This window comes from Nonomuraea helvata, assembly GCF_039535785.1.
Classification (GTDB): domain Bacteria; phylum Actinomycetota; class Actinomycetes; order Streptosporangiales; family Streptosporangiaceae; genus Nonomuraea; species Nonomuraea helvata.
Genome location: NZ_BAAAXV010000001.1, coordinates 2,188,825 through 2,205,659, shown reverse-complemented (window position 1 = coordinate 2,205,659; position 16,835 = coordinate 2,188,825). Strand labels below are relative to the sequence as shown.

Below are 16,835 nucleotides of genomic sequence, written 5' to 3'. Positions count from 1 at the left end.
GTGGACGATGAGGACCGCATCAGCGCCGACGTACGGCTTGATGGAGAGTCGTGAGGTCGAGGGCACGGGCACCGGGCCGATCTCGACCTGCATCGACGTGATCGAAGGTCGGCGTCAGGGTGCGTGTTCTGGACTACGTGGAGCACGTGATGAGCGCTGGCGCCGACGCCGAAGCCGCCTCGTACCTGGAGTGGTAGGTCGACGGGCAGGTGCTGTGGGGCATCGACGCCAACATCACGACGACCTCCCTCAAGGCCATCGTCTCGACGCTCAACCGCGCTCTCTCGATCAGGGGGTGCGGACGGGTCGTCGGGGTGCGGCTTTTATTTGCCGGGAGTGCAGTTGTAGAGCTCGCCGTAGCGTTTCTGGGCGATGCGCATGAGTTCGATCATGTCCTTGATCGCATCCCTGCCCTTGGCGACTTGGGGTAGATAGATGTCGATCATCCGCTCTTTGGCGCCGCAGCGGAACAAGGCGCTCACTCGATACGGCTGGTCGGCGAACGGAGCGCTTCGTACGTATGCGGCCATGCCATCACCGAGATCGGGTGGAAGGGAAATTCCGCCATACCTGCTGTAGAGCGGACGCCTGTCCTCATGCATGAGGAAGTCCATGTGCTCCCGAGGCATACCGGATCCCTCCCGCGCCCACCACACTCCAAGCCGCGGTGTGCTCGCATCGGGAGCTCGGCAGTCACCGTTGTTCTCAGTTCCGTTGATTCTCTCGACGAGAGGTGCGGTGATGCCACTGATGGTGCGAAATGCCTGTTCGGGGATGAGCTTGCAGACGTATGGCGAAGAATTCACGACCGGCTGTGGAACTGGTGCCGGTGTAGAGACGATCTGCTTCTCCGGCGTACAGGCTGCGGTGATCAGCGCGAAAGCACTCAGAGCGGCGAAAAGCCCAGAACGCCTCATCTCCCACCTCGGGTGGAGGAGATATCAAGGTCGAGATAGTCGTCCACCTCAGTGGTGCTGCGAAAGGTGGTGCTGAAGTTATTGAGTAGTTCGCTACTGCCTCCCCTTGCGCGAGTCCACTCGAGGAACTGGCTGTATTCCTGCGAGGTCATCTCGGCGAAAGTCTTGATCTTGAGACCCCCGTCCGCGAACGGTTGCTTGCTCAGTTCCAGGTCGTTGAGCAAACCCTTGCTCAGCATGGCTGTGGCGAGCATCTGCTCCGCCAGTCGCTCCACCGCTAGCCGATTGTCCGCCAGCGTGCTTTGCGTATCGTCCAACCCCCGCCCGTGCTCGGACATCCGCTGGGCGACCCGATTAGCGATCTCGTCATATGCTGCCCCGGCGAGTTTGTCGTATCCCTTGCCTGCCAAATCGCCAAATACTCCCTTGGCAAGTTGGCCTACCTGCTTGGCTCCCGGCACCGGGAGCAGTCCAATAGCGTCGCTCACCATGCTCTTCAGCGCCTCGTCCGCCTTCTTGTCGTCCAGCCCCTGCGCGATCAGCACCTGGCGGCGTGTCTCCACTATGTGGGTGAAGGGACGTGCCTCCTCCACGGTGCGGTCTGTCAGGAACTGCGTAGTGTCGGTGCTGTCGACTCGGCCGTTCTCATTGAGGTCAAAGTGCTTGACGTCGGCCTTGGTGAAGCCAAAGCGCTCGGCGTTGGAGGCGTCGAGTCCGACGGGAGGCACAGTGTCGAGCGCCGCTCGCATATGCTCGGTCTGCGCTTTCACCAGTGCCTCGAACCCGGCGTCGTTGGATCCGGCCAATGTCAGCGCGTAGGACATGTCCTCGGCCGCCACGTTGCCGAAGGTCGCATGGTTCAGGTAAAGCCGAGAGAGTTGGTCGATGTTGGCAGCGATCGCGCGGGCAAGCGGGTAGCTCAGGGGCGTGTACCGATCGAAAACGTCTCGGTCCCTGATCTCCAGGTTGCCGCTGTCGGCTTTGCCAAAGGCACCGCGTACCTCGTCAGAGACAATTTTGGTCATCTCCGCGGCCAGCTTCTGGGAGGTGGCGTCTTGGCCGGTCGTCGCGGTTACCAGCATGTCGTTGAACGGCGCGTAGTCGCCCAGATAGCGGGATGCGTCCCACCGGGTCGTCAGCAGATAATCCAGCACGGACTCCTTCCACCCGGCCGGAGTGTGGTCCAGCAGGGCGTGGGATGCTTCGCGGCTGGACTTCGCCGCGTGGAAAAGGTCGTCCACCACCGACGATGTGCCTTTCGCGCCTGGAGCGTTCGCGTAGGTTCCCGGTCTCAGTAGGGTGCCGAGGCCAAGCGCGCCGGCCACGTCGACTATGGGGACCTGGGCACCCGCGAAAATACGCCCCAACGTGTCCTTCCTCGCCGCCCATTCGTCCTTGCGCTGCTCGTACTCGTAGACGATCACGTCGCGCCCGACGACCTCCATGAACTCCTTCGAGAACGGCGGCTTCCCGTCGTGGACGCGCCAGATGAGCGCCTGTGCCTGGTAACCCGAGTACTTGATGTCGCCGGCCTTGTGCTCGGCTCGGCCCTCCTTCACCAGGTCCTTGAGGAAATCGGCGCCCGCATACGCGGGGTTCTTCGGATCGGTCCCCTTGGCCAGGGCCGTGCTCAGCATGCGCAGGGCTTTTTGGCCTTGGCCGGAGAGGTGGGCCATGCGATCGGAGTCCCCGTGGATCTTGGCGTCGCGCAGTTGTGCGGCGAGCGAGCCGGGCAACTGCGTCACGCCCCTGGCGCCCAGCGCAGCGAGGAATGCCCTGACGAACTCCGCGTCCCCGGTCCGCGGCGCGTACTTCTCCAGTTCGGCCAGCGCCTTGGCGTCTCCGTCTGCGGCGTTCAGCGCAGCGCGACCCGCCAGTGTCCCGTCGAGCAACCCCTTGGCAGCCTCCAGGCTGTCAGGCATGTCGAGGAAGCTCCCGGCGGGCGTGCTCCTGCCGAATGTGACCTTCTGCCGCTGCAGCTCGTGGACCAGTTTCTGCCGTCGCCGCAGGTCCTCGGCCTGCGTGGTGACCCGTCCGGCCAGTTGCCGCAGCCGCGCCGCCGGAGAAGTGTCCAGGCCGGCGCTCTGCAGTTCGCTGTGCAGGGCCTGCGCCAGCTCCTCCAGCCGCCGGGCCGCCTCGGTGTGCTTGCTCGTCATCGTGTCGAACTCGGGCTGCTTGACCCCGGTGAACTCCGTCATGGCGTTTCCTGAAGCGAGGCCAGCTTCTGGTTCGCGTTGTGGACGGCCTGCGCGAGCATGTCACGCAGCTCTCGCTGGTCGGCGTGGACCTGGGCGTCGAACCTGGCGCCTGTCGGCCCCACCCACGCGTCGTTCTCCATCAGGCGGCAGGACGGATCGAGAGCCCACCAGTGCTCGTCGGACAGCCGCTGGATCCGCTGTGCCGCGGCCCGCATCGCCTGGCGATCGAGGTTGGCCAAGATGATCCCCTTGTACGGCTCGCTGCACAGAGCAGATCAGGAGGCAGCGCCCTCCACGCCTTTCACACGGTAATCAACATCACGTCAACAAAACAAGCTGAAACTCGCTGAAAGGTATAGCGCGTTCGAGTTTTGTTCGAAAATGGGCGTTTTGTCTTACTGGGGGGGTGGCTCGGACTTCTTGAAGGAGGCGAAGCGTGCAGAGCCATCATTGCGCCCTGGTAGAGACGTGATCTTCCGCCACTCTTCTCGGGATTGGAATTGACTCTGGCCTATGGATCTCTTTCTCAAACGAGAATGAAACCTGGTGGATGCTCGTTGAAGATCAACTGAAACGGTCGGGGTGGGGACCAGGTGCTCGAGGAGCACGTCATCATGGACAGGAAGATCCTTGTCGCCGCAGGCGGGTCGAGGCGGGGGCGCAGTTGCGCGCTCGAATACCGCTCCGGGTTGGCTCTTTGCGGCGGTGGAGGTCAAGCGAACGGCTATCACGCCGACGATGCATCGAACAGGTCAAACGGCATGCCAGGAGGCTGGAGTCACCCTTTGTCCATGCGGCGAACAGGCTCAAGATCCGGGAGGTCGACCTTGGCGCCGGTCTCATCGGGGAGATCGACGCCTATCGGCGGACGATCTGTGGACGCGCTATCGCCAGGGCTCGACGTGCGGCTCGCCGCCGGCCTCGTGCTCATCCCGTACGATCAGGCGCTCAAGAACTGGTACGACATGCCGAAAGATTCCCGCTACCACCTACGGCTTGTGGCGCACTCTCGTCGGCACTTCGCGGTGAAGCTGCATGCGCTGACCGGAACTACCGGAGATCGGCCGAATACTCGCGTGAAGGATCTCGTCGACCATGCCCTGCTGAATGCGGCGTTCAGCGAAAGCTCTGAAATCCGAGGAAGGTCCTGGACAGAGGCGAATGACCTTCCTCGGAGGGGGAGGCCGGTGATACTTAGTCAAACTCGCCGGTTTTCACGCCATCGATGAAGGCGTTCCATTCGCCTGAGGTGAAGATCAGCGCGGGGCCGGTAGGGTTCTTGCTATCGCGAACGCCTCGGTGCCCGCCGGACAGTTCTGCGACCTCAACGCAGTTGCCACCGTCGCTTCCTGATTGGGTGGACTTGCGCCACGTAGCGGTGCTGAGTTCCTGCGTCAGCTCGTCCATCGCCGAGTTGCCTCCTTGATCACTTTCATGGACTCGCGCTGTGACAGTGCTTCGGCACGAATCCCTTCATATCTGAATGTTAGGGCGCGGACGTCTTCTGGTCGTTCTGTTACCCGCCCCAAGATCCCGGCTGACTCGATGTAAGCGGTGTCAGGGGCTCCCTGGGTCTGAGCGATGGCGAACCCGCCCAGAAGTCCAGGCGTGGAGTAGGCGTTGAAAGGGAGGATCTGAAGAGTTATCCGAGGTGCTAGTGCGAGCTCGATAAGCTGGTCGAGCTGCGCCGACATCACGGCGGTGTTGCCGATGGGACGGTGCAGGATTCCTTCGTCGAGAACCACCCAGAGCATGGGGGGTGTGGCTCGTCTGAGGATGCTTTGGCGTTCCATACGAGCGGTGACCTGCTCCTCGATCTGCTCTGGTCCCGCGCCTGGTTCGCCGCTCAGGATGGCCCTGGCGTAGTCCTCGGTTTGGAACAAGCCGGGGACCATCAACGGCTCCCATGTGCGAATCGCTTCTGCGGCGGCTTCCACATCGAGCCATGGCCGGAACCACATAGGGGCGGCCGTGCGACTGACCATCGGCCAGAGTCGCATCAGCGCACCTTCTGCCTCCAGTGCCTCGTCGCAGTAGCGGGCGAACTGCTCCGAGGGTGACCGTTGCGCGGTCTCGATCATGCTGATGGTGCCGACGGAGTAGGGAACGTTCTTCGAGAGCTGGGCCTGGGACCAGCCTCGCGCCTTGCGGTGTCGGCGCAGCTCGAAACCGAAGAGTGCGGTCGGTGAATCGGAGGGGTATAGATCGCTTTCCCTTGGCATCTGACCTCCGGGAGCTTCATCAACGTTTCAGCGCACGGCCCACCGAAACCGTTGATGACTGGTTGAAGTCATTCGACCACTTAATGTAGCTGAGGCTTGGGATGGTGGGAAGGCAGATCCAGGCCGACTTCTTCGAGTGGGTGAAGCCATGAAAGCAGCGAGCGCCGAGCCGAGGGTAATCGGTTCGATTCAGCTGGCGGGCATTCTCGAGTCCGTCTCACGCGCACGCTCCCACGTGCGTGGATGGCTGGGAGAAGACCACCCTTCCGTCGACGACGCCGTGCTGGTTGCGTCAGAGCTCCTGACCAACGCGCTCCGGCACTCCGATGCCGGGCCGCACGACCTCATCGGCCTCACTGTCTCCCTGACGGAGGAAGTGGTCTACGTGGAGGTACGTGACCCCGGTTCAACGCTCTCCGCGCCCTACGTCCGGCAGGAGCCGGAGGCGGAGGATGGCCGCGGGTTGCTGATCATCGGTGAGATCTCTCAGAGCTGGGGAGTCCGAGAGCATGGCCGCGGCCTTGGCCGTAGTGTCTGGTGCGCCATCCCGGCCGTTCCACCTGCACGGCCGCGGTGAGTGCCCGTACTCATCCTCTGAGAGCGTCTTGATCCTGAGGTCAGCGCCTGCGTTTCTTGCCGTGACCGGAACGGCGGCCGCGCGCCCCCGGCCGAGGACCCTCCACGAAGCGGAGCGTGTGGGAGCGGGTACGCAGCGGCTCTGCCACCAGCCTGCGTAGCTCGTCCATGCCGACTGTGGCGGGATGGCCGGATTGCGTCGCCGCCTCGATGATCTGTGGCGCCTCCCTGCCCGCCATCTGACCGAGCTGCGACACGACCTCCTCCGGGCCGGCCACCTCCAGCAGGTTGAGCAGGCCTTCGGTCATGAGCAGGAGTTGCTCGGAAGAGGACAGATCGTCCGGGCCCACGGCTCCGGCGTCGTGCAGCAGGGTGAGGGCGATGGGCCCGAGTGCGCGGTCCCCGCGCAGGCGTGCGAGGAGCGACCGGCCGTCGGGATGGGTCTCCACCAGGGTGGTGAGCATGGCCGATGCGCGGGTGCGGAACGGGCAGGCCCGTATGGCATCCAGCAACGGCTCGACGTCCCCGCCGTGGGCCGCGAGCCAGCCCGCCAGTTCCGTCGCGGCCTCCTCACGCGGGTAGTGCTCCGCGAGCACGCCCAGCAGCTCGCCCGGCGCGGCCTCCGCAAGCTCGCCCACCAGCGGTGCGTCCCGGCCCTCGGCGAGCATCCGCTCGCGCACGCCCCGCATGCCGAGCGGTGTCAGGCTCACGAGCATGCCCGGCTCGGTGAGGATGGCCCGCAGTCGAGTCCGCGCTTCGGGTGGCAAGGGCTGTTCTTCGTCGTCATCGCCCAGGTCGCTCAGGTAGAGGGGATCGGCGACGCCGTGGCTCAGCTCCACGGCGCCGAGCTCGGCCAGGGCCTCCAGCGCCGCGACCAGGTCGTCGTCGACCTTCCGCCGCCACAGGTCGTGCGCCCGATCGTCCAGCATCAGGTATTCGTGGCAGGCCAGCCAGACCGTCTCCTGGAGGCGGGCCACGGGGACCCGGTCCGAGAGGCCGTACACGCTGTTCAGTACGTCCGCCATCACCTCGCCGAAGACCTCCACCAGCAGCGACTCGACCTCCCACCCCGAGGTGGAGCCGCCGATCACCGGGCCGAGGTCGAAGAAGACCTCGAAGGCCCGCGACCACAGCCGTTCCGGGTCACGCAGCAGGGGTGCGGCCTTGGCCACCCGTAGGAGGCGACCTTTGTTCACGCGGACCAGGCGGGCGGCCTTCGCCCATTCGACGAGGAGGTGCAGCTTGGGCATGTGCGTGGCGCTGCGGACCTTGAGGTCCTGCTCGCCGGTGCCGAGGAGCTCGGCCAGCTCGCGGGCGTCGGCCATGCGGAGGTTCCCGGCACTGGTCAGTGGCCGGCCCTCCGCTCCGGCCCAGTCCGCCAGCGCCGCCAGCCTCCGTACGGTCGCGCTTCGCGCCGCTGCGGCGGCGATCTCCGGCGCGGACGGCAGGACGATGGGCGGCTGGGGAAACGCTCGTTCCTCGTCGGGCCCGGCTCCCAGGAAACGTGCCTCCACCACCTTGTCGAGCACGTCCGCGTCGTACGCCACCCGACCCGCGTCGACGTCGCGCTGGAACTTCGTCAGGGCCTTGTGGTCGCTCACGTCGACACCGTTGTCGATGGCCACCTGCGTCCAGAACTTCGCCGGCCCTTGGCGGTACGGGTCCGCCAATGCCGCCGGATATTCCTTCACGGCCTCCGCCACGGCCTTCTCCAGCTCGGCCGTCGTGGCGCCGCGCGGGTCCCGGATGCCGGTCGCGTCGAGGTAACGCAGCAGCGTGACCAGCGTTTCGGGGGCGGCGTCGAGGTCCTCCCGAGGTGCGGCGACGTACCGGGGGATCCACTCCAGCAGGAACCGCCGCACCTGCGTGGCATCCCAGAAGGCCAGCCGTCCGTCTGTGCTGCGATGGCGGGAGTCCAAGGCCGCCGTCAGCACCAAGTCGTCGGCGGCCAGCCCGCGGTCGCCGGCCCAGTCCAGGCAGCGGCGGATCAGCAGGTCCTTGGCCGCCTCGAACTCCTCTTCCTGGTCCGGCTCGAAGAAGGTCCGCATGATTCCCCACGGTGGTTACGGCGGTCCCGGAGGCTCGAAGCCGCGCGGGCCGATGACTCTCCATGATGGACCATCGACCCGCTGTGCGCGCCCATCCCCGACGAGTTCGTCGTCGCGGCCGTGGACGAGGGGCTGGTGCCGCAGCTCACGCAGGGGTGAGCTGGCCCATCACGGTCCTGCCGCGCCTGATCGCGCTCCTCGCCACCAGCGCCGCCATCCACACACTCACCAGCGCGCTCAGCGACACCATCGCCACGAACGACCAGGACGCCTTCTCCAGACCCAGCACCAGCAGGGCCGCGACCGGTACCCAGGCGAGCGCGTTGCAGAGGGCCGCCGATGCGAGGATCTGGCCGGTGCCGCGCACGTCGGAGCCCAGTGATGGCGCGCCCGCCGCCGTCATGGGCAGCACCAGCACGATCGCCATGATGATGGGTACGTGGAAGCCGCCCACCATCGCCTCGCCCAGTGGCCCGACAGGAGCGCCGGCGTCCTGGAAGGCCATGCTGGCGAAGAGCTGAGCGACCAGCCCGACGGGGACGGCGAGCAGTGCGGCCGTCATGATCACCCGTCGTGCGGTCATCCGCGTGAGCGGGCCATGCACGGAATGCCGCATCGCGACGAAACAGGTGTGGAGCAGCGGCGCCGCCGAGAGCACGGCTATGACGGCCGCCATGGCGAACCACACCTGCGCCATGTCCCGCATCGTCGCGGCGATCCCGCCCGCGCTCGCGGCTTCGGCCCACACGCCGTGCAGGCTGGCCACGTCCCGCACGCCCGGATTCCACAGGAGCCACAGGGCCGCTCCCGCACCGATCAGGACCGCCGTGAGGGGGACCGTCAGGCCCCCGGCGCCCGGGACGTGCCGATAGTGGACCCAGGCGTCGGCCGCGCCCCTGACCAGGTCGAGCACCGTACGTACGCGTACCGGTCGCGATCTGACCAGATCGGCGACCTCCTCGCCGTAACGCTCCCGCCACACCTTCGGATAGAGGCTGAGCATCGCCTCGGCCACGGCCCGCATCATGCGAGCCCCCAAGCGGCTCCGGTACGCCTGGCGCCCGCCTGCTCGATGCGCCGCAGCGTGGCGAGCTGCTCGCCCAGCGCGTCGCGCCCGCTCTCAGTGATCCGGTACGGCTTGCGCCGCTCGGCCGACTCGACCGCTTCGATCCACCCGCGCTCCTCCAGCCGCATCAGCGCCCCGTAGAGGGTGCCCGGCTCCAGCGCGGTCCCCGAGAACTCCTCGATGTCATTGATCATCCGGTATCCGTGCTTCTGCCCTTCGGCCAGGCTGATGAGCACGAGCAGCGCCACGTCTGTGAAGCGGCCGAGCTCCTGTTTCCTCCGTACCATGTATTCAGTAAAACTTAGTAAGTCTCACTGAGCAAGTCCGATCGTCGAGGCCGCCAGCCGCATCGAGTGCTCGAACACCGTCCGCCGGTCCCCGATCGTGTTGTTGAACTGGCCGAACACCTCGAAGTTGACCCACCCGTACAGCGCGGTCCACGCCGAGATGCCGCGCCAGAGCACGTCGTCGGGCACGCCCGGCATGAGGTCCCGGAGCGCGGCCGCCTCCGACTCCAGCCCCGGCGACAGCTCCTCGGACGGGGGTCGGACCGCGCCGGCCCGCCAGGCGTCGGAGACGAGCCGGCCCATCACGGCGACGTCGCGCACCCGGGCCGCGATCGTGTCCTGCGGCGCCTGATAGCCGGGCACCGGGGAGCCGTAGAGCAGCGCGTATTCGTGCGGGTGTGCCACCGCCCAGTCGCGTACGGCGTGGCAGATCGACATCCACCGGCGCGGGAAGTCGTCCTGCGGACAGTCGGCGTCGGCCCGCTCCACGGCCTCGCCCAGCGCGTTGTAGCCGTCGATGATCAGCGCGGTCAGCAGGTCGTCGCGGCTCGGGAAATAGCGGTAGATGGCCGAGGAGACCATGCCCATCTCGCGTGCGACGGCCCGCAGCGACAGGCCGCCCGCGCCTTCGGTGGCTAGCTGGCGGCGCGCGATATCGGTGATTTCTCTGGTGAGCTCGGCCCTGACACGTTCTCTGGCAGTACGGCTGGCTGTCATGGACGTCAGGCTATCAGAGCGGTGCCAAGAAACGAGAGCACTGCTCTTGACGAACGATGCTCTCTTGAGAGAGCATTGCTCTCGTAAGCGGAGCGGTACAGCACGGAGGATCAAGATGCTCGCCAAGAACGCCAACGCCGTCCTGATGTTCTTCCTGGAGCTCGGTGTGCTGGCCTCAGTGGGTTACTGGGGCTTCACGGTGAGCAGCATGTGGGTGATCAAGCTGCTGGCCGGGCTGGGCGGGCCGGCCCTGTTCATCGCCGTGTGGGCGCTGTTCGGCGCCGGGGGCGGCGCGAACGCCACGTTCCCCCTCACCGGCCTGGCCCGCGCCGCGCTGGAGATCCTCTGGTTCGGCGGCGGCGCCGCCGCGCTCTACGCCTCCGGTCTGGTCACCCCGGCCGCCATCTTCTTCGCGATTTTCGTCATCAACGCGGTTCTCCGCATCATCTGGAAGCAGGTTTGATCATGGGTAAGCACGTCGTCGTGGGCTCCGGCCAGGTCGGCACGCACGTGGCGGCCAAGCTTGTCGCGCAGGGACAGGATGTCACCGTCGTGACCCGCTCGGGCAGCGGCCCCGCAGGGACGGTCAAGGTGGCCGCCGACGTCGCCGACAAGGCCAGGCTGATCGAGATCGCCAAGGGGGCCGACGTCCTCTACAACTGCGTCAGCCCGCAATACCACCGCTGGCTCACCGACTGGCCGCCGATGGCGGAGTCGCTCCTGGCCGCCGCCGAGGCGAGCGGCGCCGTGTACGCGATGCTCGGCAACCTTTACCCGTACGGGCCCGTCACCGGCCCCATGACCGAGGACCTGCCGCTCGCCTCCACCAGCCCCAAGGCGCAGGTGCGGGCGAAGATGTGGCGGGACGCGCTGGCCGCGCACGAGGCGGGCCGGATCAGGGCGACCGAGGTGCGCGGCTCCGACTACTTCGGTCCGGGCACCAGCGAGCAGGGCTACCTGGGCGACCGGTTCCTCGTGCCGCTCAGGGCGGGCAAGACCGTCCAGGTGCCCTACCCCCTCGACGTGCCGCACAGCTGGAGCTACGTGGCCGACGTGGCCGACGCGCTGATCGTGGCCGGCCGCGACGAGCGGGCCTGGGGCCGGACCTGGCACGTGCCCACCGGCGACCCGCAGACCTTCCGCGAGCTCGGTGGGCGGATGGCCGCGCTGCTCGGCCTGCCCGCGCCCAAGATGGCGCAGATTCCGTGGCCGGTGATCAGCGTGGGCGGGCTCTTCTCGCCCATGATGGGCGAGCTCAAGCACGTCCGCTATCAGTTCACCGCGCCGTTCGTGCTCGACTCCTCGGCGTTCCAGCGCACGTTCGGCGTCGCGCCTACCCCGATCGACGAGGCGCTCAAGGCTACGCTCGAGGCGTGAAGACAGCCATGATCGGCCTGGGCGACATCGCGGAGAAGGCGTACCTCCCCGTACTGGCCGCCCAGCCCGGCCTCGACCTGTACCTCTGCACGCGCAACCAGGCCCGGCTGGACCGCCTCGGCGACACCTACCGCGTCGCCCGGCGCTCCACGAGCGTGGACGAGGTGATCAAGGCGGGGGTCGAGGCGGCGTTCGTGCACGCGGCCACCGACGCGCACCCGCAGATCGTCGAGCCGCTGCTCCGGGCCGGGGTCCACGTCTACGTCGACAAGCCGATCGCCTACACGCTCGAGGAGTCGGAGCGGCTCGTACGGCTGGCCGAGGCCGAGGGGAGGTCGCTGATGGTCGGGTTCAACCGGCGCTATGCGCCCGGATATGTCGGACTTGCCGACCATCCCCGCCACCTCATCCTGATGGAGAAGAACCGCGACAATCACCCTGACGTGCCCCGCCGGGCGATATTCGATGACTTCATTCACGTGGTGGACACCCTCAGATTCCTCGCCCCAGGCCCTGTCACCGGCACCACGATCAGGACCCGCGTCCAGGACGGCCTGCTCGAGCACGTCGTCCTGGAGCTGTCCGGCGCCGGCTTCACCGCCATCGGCGTCATGAACCGGGTCAGCGGGGCGAGCGAGGAGTCCTGCGAGGCCATGGGCGACGGCGCCAAGCGCCGCGTGGTCAACCTCGGCGACGTCGTCGACCACCGGGGCGGCGAGATGCTCGCCCGCCGCCCCGACTGGACGCCGGTGGCCAGGCAGCGCGGCATCGAGCAGGTCTGCCTGGAGTTCCTGGCCGCCGTACGCGACGGCCGCCGGATCGCCGCCGACGACGCCCTGGCCACGCACGCGCTGTGCGAGGAGATCGTCAGCCGGGCGGCGTGAGCTGCATCGACTTGTCGGCCTTGGCGAACATCCGCTCGAAGACGGGCGCGCTCAGCCTGGTGAGCACGGTGTACCCCTTCTGGTCTTTCAGCGGGCTGGACGACGACACGACGCCGGCCACCGCGTCCCCGTACAGCGCGGGCCCGCCGCTGCCCCCGGCGGCGGCGTGGCAGTTGCGCGTGACCATCAGTCCGGGCTCCTCGGAGAGCGCCTCGACCGTGTCGGCCACGCACCGGTACATCTGCGTGCCCGGATAGTCCTTGCCCCCGGGGTAGCCGAGCAGCTCCAGCCCGCGCAGCTCCGTGCCCCTGCCGGTGGTCAGGCGCGGCAGCCCCCGCCCGGTGACGTCCTCCAGCGGGCGCTTGCGGCGCACCACGCCGACCAGGCCGATGTCGTACGGGAGCAGGTCCGGCGAGTACGGCTGGTTGCGCCACTTGGCCGGCACCCACGTGCGCACGGCCGGCCAGATCCCCATGCGCGGCTGCTCGTCGTAGCCCGGCAGGAAGGCCAGCTGCTTGATCGCCCGCCCGTGCTGGTAGAGGCAGTGCGCCGCGGTCAGCACCAGGCTGCGGCTGCGCGAGTTGATCACCGCGCCCCCGCACAGCACGTTCGTCCGCGTCGCCGGGTCGTGGCCGAGCAGCATCCCGGTGAGCCGGCGCGCCCCCGCGTAGGGACGGGGGACCGGCGCGTAGCCCAGACGGTCGCCGTCGGGGGTCAGTATCCGGGGAACGGGGACGTTACGTTGCGGCACCTCGGCGACGGCGGTTGGGTCGAGCAGGACCAGAGACAGCACCAACCTGAGCACCCTCCCACCTTAGAGCGAAGATGATCAGTGCTCTGACCTGCAACATTAAGCTTTACCCTAACTTGTGCACGGGAAATCCGGCCCTCCTGTAATTACTCAGTGAAATCGACTGAACACAGAGAGTATTGACACCGAAAGTAAAGGGCTGAATGCTCTCTGTGTAGAAGCCCTTTGCCCCCTGATTCCTTCCTGCAACGGCATCGCGCCATGCGCGCACGCTCGCGCAGGGAATCGCCAGGGGGCCGTCACAAGGAGGACCATGCAGTCGAAGAGCCTTGCCCTCATCGCCGCCACCGTCGTCGTGGCCGCCACGGCCGGCCTGAGTACGGCCGCCGCCGCCGCCAACACCGAGACCGCCCAGGCGAAGGCACTTCCGTCGGGGTATCAGATCGTCGCTCTCCCGAACGCCAACGTGCCGAACTTCCAACGTCGCGTTGTGATGTGCCCCGGCTCTAAGCACGTCCTCGGCGGCGGAGCCGAGGCGCGCGGTAACCGGGCGATTCTCGTCGGATCCTTCCCTACGGATGACGGGCGTGGCTGGATCGGCCTCGGACGCCAGGACGGTTACAACGACGTCGGCATCAGCGTCTACGCCATCTGTGCCGACTAGACGGTCAAGGTCCTGAGTCACTGCAGTAAGGAAACCGCGAAGGGTGTTGACGATCGGCTCATGAAGGCGGATCTCAACACCCATCGCGCGCCGGCTGGGCCCGGACGGCCGCCGCCCCCCGCCCCGCCGACGTGGGCTCAGGGGCTCAGGGCCGTCGCGAACAGGGCGGCGTGGGCGGTGATGCGGGCGCGGGCGCGCTCGCGCTGCTCCTCCGTCGCGGTGCCGTGCAGCCACAGCATGCGGGCGTGGGCGATCGGGGCCAGGAGGGCGTAGGCGAGGTCGTCGGGACCGCCCAGGTCCGTACGGATCCGCCCCGCCGACTGCCACCCCGCGAACACCTCCGCCAGGCGGGCCAGCGCGTCCTCGATGCCCTCGTTCAGGGCGTCGTCGTGGATCAGGCCGTCACGTGAGACCAGGCTCATGACCTGCCTGGATTGCGGAGTGTCCCACGCGGCCAGCACCCGGGCGGCGAACGATCCGACGAAGGCCGCCGGGTCCTCCGGGGCGTCGTCGAGCGCCACGGTGGCCGCCTGGGGGCCGGCCAGGGCCATGGCGGCGTCGTAGATCGCCTGCTTGCTGTCGAAGTGGGCGTACAGGACGCTCTCGCTCAGCCCGACCTCCCTCGCGATCGCCCTGATCGAGGTGCCCGCGTACCCGTTCTGCGCGAACAGGCGCAGCGCGGCGTCCAGGAGCGCGGCCTTGGTGTCGCCCGCCTCGGCCTTGGAGGGGCGGCCCGGCCTGCGCCGGCTCGTGATGCTGCTCACGGTGACATCCAATCATCTTGCTAAATAATCGATCGATCGATTAGTTTACTGGCGTAGGCAGGACTGAGAGGAGCGGAAGATGTCCACGTCACGGATTCCGGAGCGGGAGATCGCCGAGCGGCCCGCGGGCTACGGCGGCCCGAACCTGTCGCCGGTGGGCCTGGAGCTGGTGCCGCACGCGTTCGCCGAGGGTGTGTACGCGCTGATGGCGAGCATCCCGCCGAAGGACAACAACGGGGTGGTGGCCGGTAGGGACGCGGCGCTGGTGATCGACGCCGGGATAACGGCCGAAATTTCGGCAAAAATCCAGGCGCATGTGGCCGCCCTCACCGATCGGCCCCTCCGCTACCTGGTCAACACGACCTACCACGGCGACCACACCTTCGGCAACGCCGCCTTCCCCGGCGACGTCGTCGTGGTCTCGTCCCGGGCGAACAGGGAGAACATGGCGGACCTCGCGTACGAGAAGCAGACCAGGTCGGCCAACATGTACGGCGACGCCGCCCTGCTCGACGAGGTCACCACGTGGCGCCGCCCCGACCTCGTGTTCGACTCGTACGCCGAGATCGACCTCGGCGGCCGCACCGTCCAGCTGCACCACTTCGGCCCCGGCAACGGCCCGGGCGACACGGTCGTGTACGTCCCCGACACCCGCACCGCCTGGACCGGCAACTTCCTCGCCCACGCGGGCACGGCCCACATGCTGCTCCAGGGCGGCCCGGAGCCGTACGTGGCCTCACTGCGCAGGATGCGCGAGGCCCTGCCGGAGCTGGAAACCATCGTCTCCGGTCACGGCCCGATGGGCGACGGGCGCGCGGCCCTGGAGGCCCTGATCGGCTACCTGGAGCGACTCCACGACGAGGTGCTGGCCAGCGTGGAGGCGGGCCGCAGCCTGGAGGAGACGTACGCGGCCTGCACCGACCCGTGGGCCGAGGCCCTCGACCCCGGCCTCGCGGCGGCCCTCGCCCGCTACCCGGTGCCCCAGGAGCAGGCCCGGCAGGGCATGCTCGCCCTCTGCCGGGACCTCCACCGGCTCAACGTCCTGGCCACCTACCGCCTCTACGAGGCGGGTCAGTGATCGGAGACGACGCGCCCCACGGCGACGGCGTGCGCCGCCTCCCGGAGGGTCAGGCCGCGCGCGGTGGCGAGCGACCTCACCTCGATGAACGCGTCGTGCATGCGGTCATGGAGCCGGGCGTCGAACTCGGCGTTGCTCCACGAGCCGGCCTGGGCGTTCCGCATCCATTCCAGGTGCGACACGATCACCCCGCCCGCACCCGCCAGGATGTCGGGCACGACCGTGGCGCCGTTCGCGGCCAGGATCTCGTCGGCCTCCGGGGTCGTGGGGCCGTTGGCGGCCTCCACGATCAGGCGGGCGCGGACCCCGGGCGCGTTGGCCTCGGTGACCGCGCCTTCCAGTGCCGCCAGCACGAGGACGTCCACGTCCAGCTCCAGCAGGTCGTCGCGGTGCAGCGCGTCGGCGTCGCGGTAGCCGGACACGCCACCGGACTCGGCGCTCCACGCGCGCAGGCCGTCGAGGTCGAGGCCGCCGCCCGCGTACACGGCGCCGGAGGCGTCGGAGACGGCCACCACCTTGGCGCCCGCCTCGGCGAGGTAGTGGGCGACACGTGCGCCCACCTTGCCGAAGCCCTGCACGGCCACGGTCAGCCCCATGGGGGAGCCGCCGAGCGCGGACAGCGCGGCGATCCGCGCGCCCCGCGCGGTCGCGTCGTCGAGCGTCATGATGCTCGCGCCCGGCGCCCAGTAGCCGGAGTCGAGCCGGTAGGTGTCGCGGATCCAGGCCATGGTCCGCTCGTCGGTCCCGGCGTCCGGTACGGGGACCTCCTTCTCCAGGCCTGCCAGCGGCAGGATCTCGGCGGCGTAGCGGCGGGTGAGCCGCTCCAGCTCACGGGCGGTGAGCGCGGCCGGGTCGACGGCCACGCCGCCCATGGCGCCGCCGTACGGGATGCCGGCCAGCGCGCACTTCCACGTCATCCACATCGCGAGCGCGGTGACCTCGTGGAGATCGGTGCCGGGATGAAAGCGGAGCCCGCCCTTGGCGGGGCCGCGTGAGGCGTTGTGCTGGACGCGGTACCCCTGGACCACCTGCACGCGGCCGTCCTCGCGCCGCACCGGGACCGCGACGGCCATGGAGCGGCGGGGCGTGGCCAGCATCGTGTGGGTCTCGTCGTCGAGCCCGAGGTGCTCGACGGCCCCGGCGAGCTGGTGGAGAGCGGAGTCGAGGGCCTGGCGGCCCGGGGTGATCAGGGCCGGCGTCTTTGACGGCACCATGATGCTCATGGAAGCGAGTCCTCCTGTGAAGTGCGCCCTATTTGCAGGGAAAGCGCCATTGCCTTCCCCTTG

General features: G+C 68.0%; 18 protein-coding genes. 6 read left to right on the top strand and 12 right to left on the bottom strand.

Annotated elements, in window-relative coordinates; all coding sequences use genetic code 11:
* Positions 1–323: 323 nt before the first annotated feature.
* From ABD830_RS10160 to ABD830_RS10140, 5 genes are all read right to left on the bottom strand, one after another.
* Positions 324–917 (bottom strand): hypothetical protein, encoded by a 594-nt coding sequence (locus ABD830_RS10160; protein WP_344986285.1) that lies wholly within the window; start codon positions 915–917, stop codon positions 324–326.
* Complete coding sequence (locus ABD830_RS10155; protein WP_344986284.1) at positions 914–3,115, bottom strand: hypothetical protein; 2,202 nt, start codon at positions 3,113–3,115, stop codon at positions 914–916. Before ABD830_RS10155 ends, ABD830_RS10160 begins: the two co-directional genes overlap by 4 nt.
* Entirely contained in the window at positions 3,112–3,354 is a 243-nt protein-coding gene (locus ABD830_RS10150) for a hypothetical protein (RefSeq protein ID WP_344986283.1), read from the bottom strand. Before ABD830_RS10150 ends, ABD830_RS10155 begins: the two co-directional genes overlap by 4 nt.
* Positions 3,355–4,309: 955 nt before the next feature.
* The gene (locus ABD830_RS10145) at positions 4,310–4,522 is read right to left on the bottom strand and encodes a DUF397 domain-containing protein (protein WP_344986282.1); all 213 of its coding nucleotides are present in this window, start codon (positions 4,520–4,522) and stop codon (positions 4,310–4,312) included.
* Positions 4,510–5,337 (bottom strand): helix-turn-helix domain-containing protein, encoded by an 828-nt coding sequence (locus tag ABD830_RS10140; RefSeq protein ID WP_344986281.1) that lies wholly within the window; start codon positions 5,335–5,337, stop codon positions 4,510–4,512. The genes ABD830_RS10145 and ABD830_RS10140 overlap by 13 nt, the downstream gene beginning before the upstream one ends.
* A gap of 148 nt (positions 5,338–5,485) precedes the next feature.
* Here ABD830_RS10140 and ABD830_RS10135 point away from each other — a divergent pair, with 148 nt between their 5' ends.
* On the top strand, positions 5,486–5,914 hold the full coding sequence (locus tag ABD830_RS10135) for an ATP-binding protein (RefSeq protein ID WP_344986280.1): 429 nt from the start codon (positions 5,486–5,488) through the stop codon (positions 5,912–5,914).
* Positions 5,915–5,954: 40 nt separating this feature from the next.
* Here ABD830_RS10135 and ABD830_RS10130 read toward each other — a convergent pair whose 3' ends face one another.
* From ABD830_RS10130 to ABD830_RS10115, 4 genes are all read right to left on the bottom strand, one after another.
* A complete protein-coding gene (locus tag ABD830_RS10130) occupies positions 5,955–7,961 on the bottom strand; it encodes a hypothetical protein (protein WP_344986279.1) in 2,007 nt (668 codons plus the stop codon).
* A gap of 145 nt (positions 7,962–8,106) precedes the next feature.
* Complete coding sequence (locus ABD830_RS10125) at positions 8,107–8,988, bottom strand: hypothetical protein (RefSeq protein ID WP_344986278.1); 882 nt, start codon at positions 8,986–8,988, stop codon at positions 8,107–8,109.
* Positions 8,985–9,314: a PadR family transcriptional regulator gene (locus tag ABD830_RS10120; RefSeq protein ID WP_344986277.1), complete on the bottom strand. Its 330-nt coding sequence runs from the start codon at positions 9,312–9,314 to the stop codon at positions 8,985–8,987. The genes ABD830_RS10125 and ABD830_RS10120 overlap by 4 nt, the downstream gene beginning before the upstream one ends.
* Positions 9,315–9,338: 24 nt before the next feature.
* A complete protein-coding gene (locus tag ABD830_RS10115) occupies positions 9,339–10,031 on the bottom strand; it encodes a TetR/AcrR family transcriptional regulator (RefSeq protein ID WP_344986276.1) in 693 nt (230 codons plus the stop codon).
* Positions 10,032–10,146: 115 nt separating this feature from the next.
* On the opposite strand from ABD830_RS10115, the gene ABD830_RS10110 reads away from it, so the two are divergent.
* The 3 genes from ABD830_RS10110 to ABD830_RS10100 are packed head-to-tail and all read left to right on the top strand — an operon-like array spanning position 10,147 to position 12,292.
* The gene (locus tag ABD830_RS10110) at positions 10,147–10,494 is read left to right on the top strand and encodes a YrdB family protein (RefSeq protein WP_344986275.1); all 348 of its coding nucleotides are present in this window, start codon (positions 10,147–10,149) and stop codon (positions 10,492–10,494) included.
* 2 nt (positions 10,495–10,496) lie between these two features.
* Complete coding sequence (locus ABD830_RS10105; protein ID WP_344986274.1) at positions 10,497–11,408, top strand: NAD-dependent epimerase/dehydratase family protein; 912 nt, start codon at positions 10,497–10,499, stop codon at positions 11,406–11,408.
* Complete coding sequence (locus ABD830_RS10100) at positions 11,405–12,292, top strand: Gfo/Idh/MocA family protein (protein ID WP_344986273.1); 888 nt, start codon at positions 11,405–11,407, stop codon at positions 12,290–12,292. The genes ABD830_RS10105 and ABD830_RS10100 overlap by 4 nt, the downstream gene beginning before the upstream one ends.
* Here ABD830_RS10100 and ABD830_RS10095 read toward each other — a convergent pair.
* A complete protein-coding gene (locus ABD830_RS10095) occupies positions 12,276–13,097 on the bottom strand; it encodes a trypsin-like serine peptidase (RefSeq protein WP_344986271.1) in 822 nt (273 codons plus the stop codon). The genes ABD830_RS10100 and ABD830_RS10095 overlap by 17 nt on opposite strands.
* Before the next feature lie 259 nt (positions 13,098–13,356).
* Here ABD830_RS10095 and ABD830_RS10090 point away from each other — a divergent pair, with 259 nt between their 5' ends.
* On the top strand, positions 13,357–13,707 hold the full coding sequence (locus tag ABD830_RS10090; RefSeq protein WP_344986270.1) for a hypothetical protein: 351 nt from the start codon (positions 13,357–13,359) through the stop codon (positions 13,705–13,707).
* A 137-nt stretch (positions 13,708–13,844) separates the two neighbouring features.
* On the opposite strand, the gene ABD830_RS10085 is transcribed toward ABD830_RS10090, so the two are convergent.
* On the bottom strand, positions 13,845–14,471 hold the full coding sequence (locus ABD830_RS10085) for a TetR/AcrR family transcriptional regulator (RefSeq protein WP_344986269.1): 627 nt from the start codon (positions 14,469–14,471) through the stop codon (positions 13,845–13,847).
* A gap of 79 nt (positions 14,472–14,550) precedes the next feature.
* On the opposite strand from ABD830_RS10085, the gene ABD830_RS10080 reads away from it, so the two are divergent.
* On the top strand, positions 14,551–15,549 hold the full coding sequence (locus ABD830_RS10080) for an MBL fold metallo-hydrolase (RefSeq protein WP_344986268.1): 999 nt from the start codon (positions 14,551–14,553) through the stop codon (positions 15,547–15,549).
* Here ABD830_RS10080 and ABD830_RS10075 read toward each other — a convergent pair.
* Positions 15,543–16,772, bottom strand: coding sequence for a Glu/Leu/Phe/Val family dehydrogenase (locus tag ABD830_RS10075; RefSeq protein WP_344986267.1), 1,230 nt, complete (start codon positions 16,770–16,772; stop codon positions 15,543–15,545). The genes ABD830_RS10080 and ABD830_RS10075 overlap by 7 nt on opposite strands.
* Between the last annotated feature and the right edge of the window lie 63 nt (positions 16,773–16,835).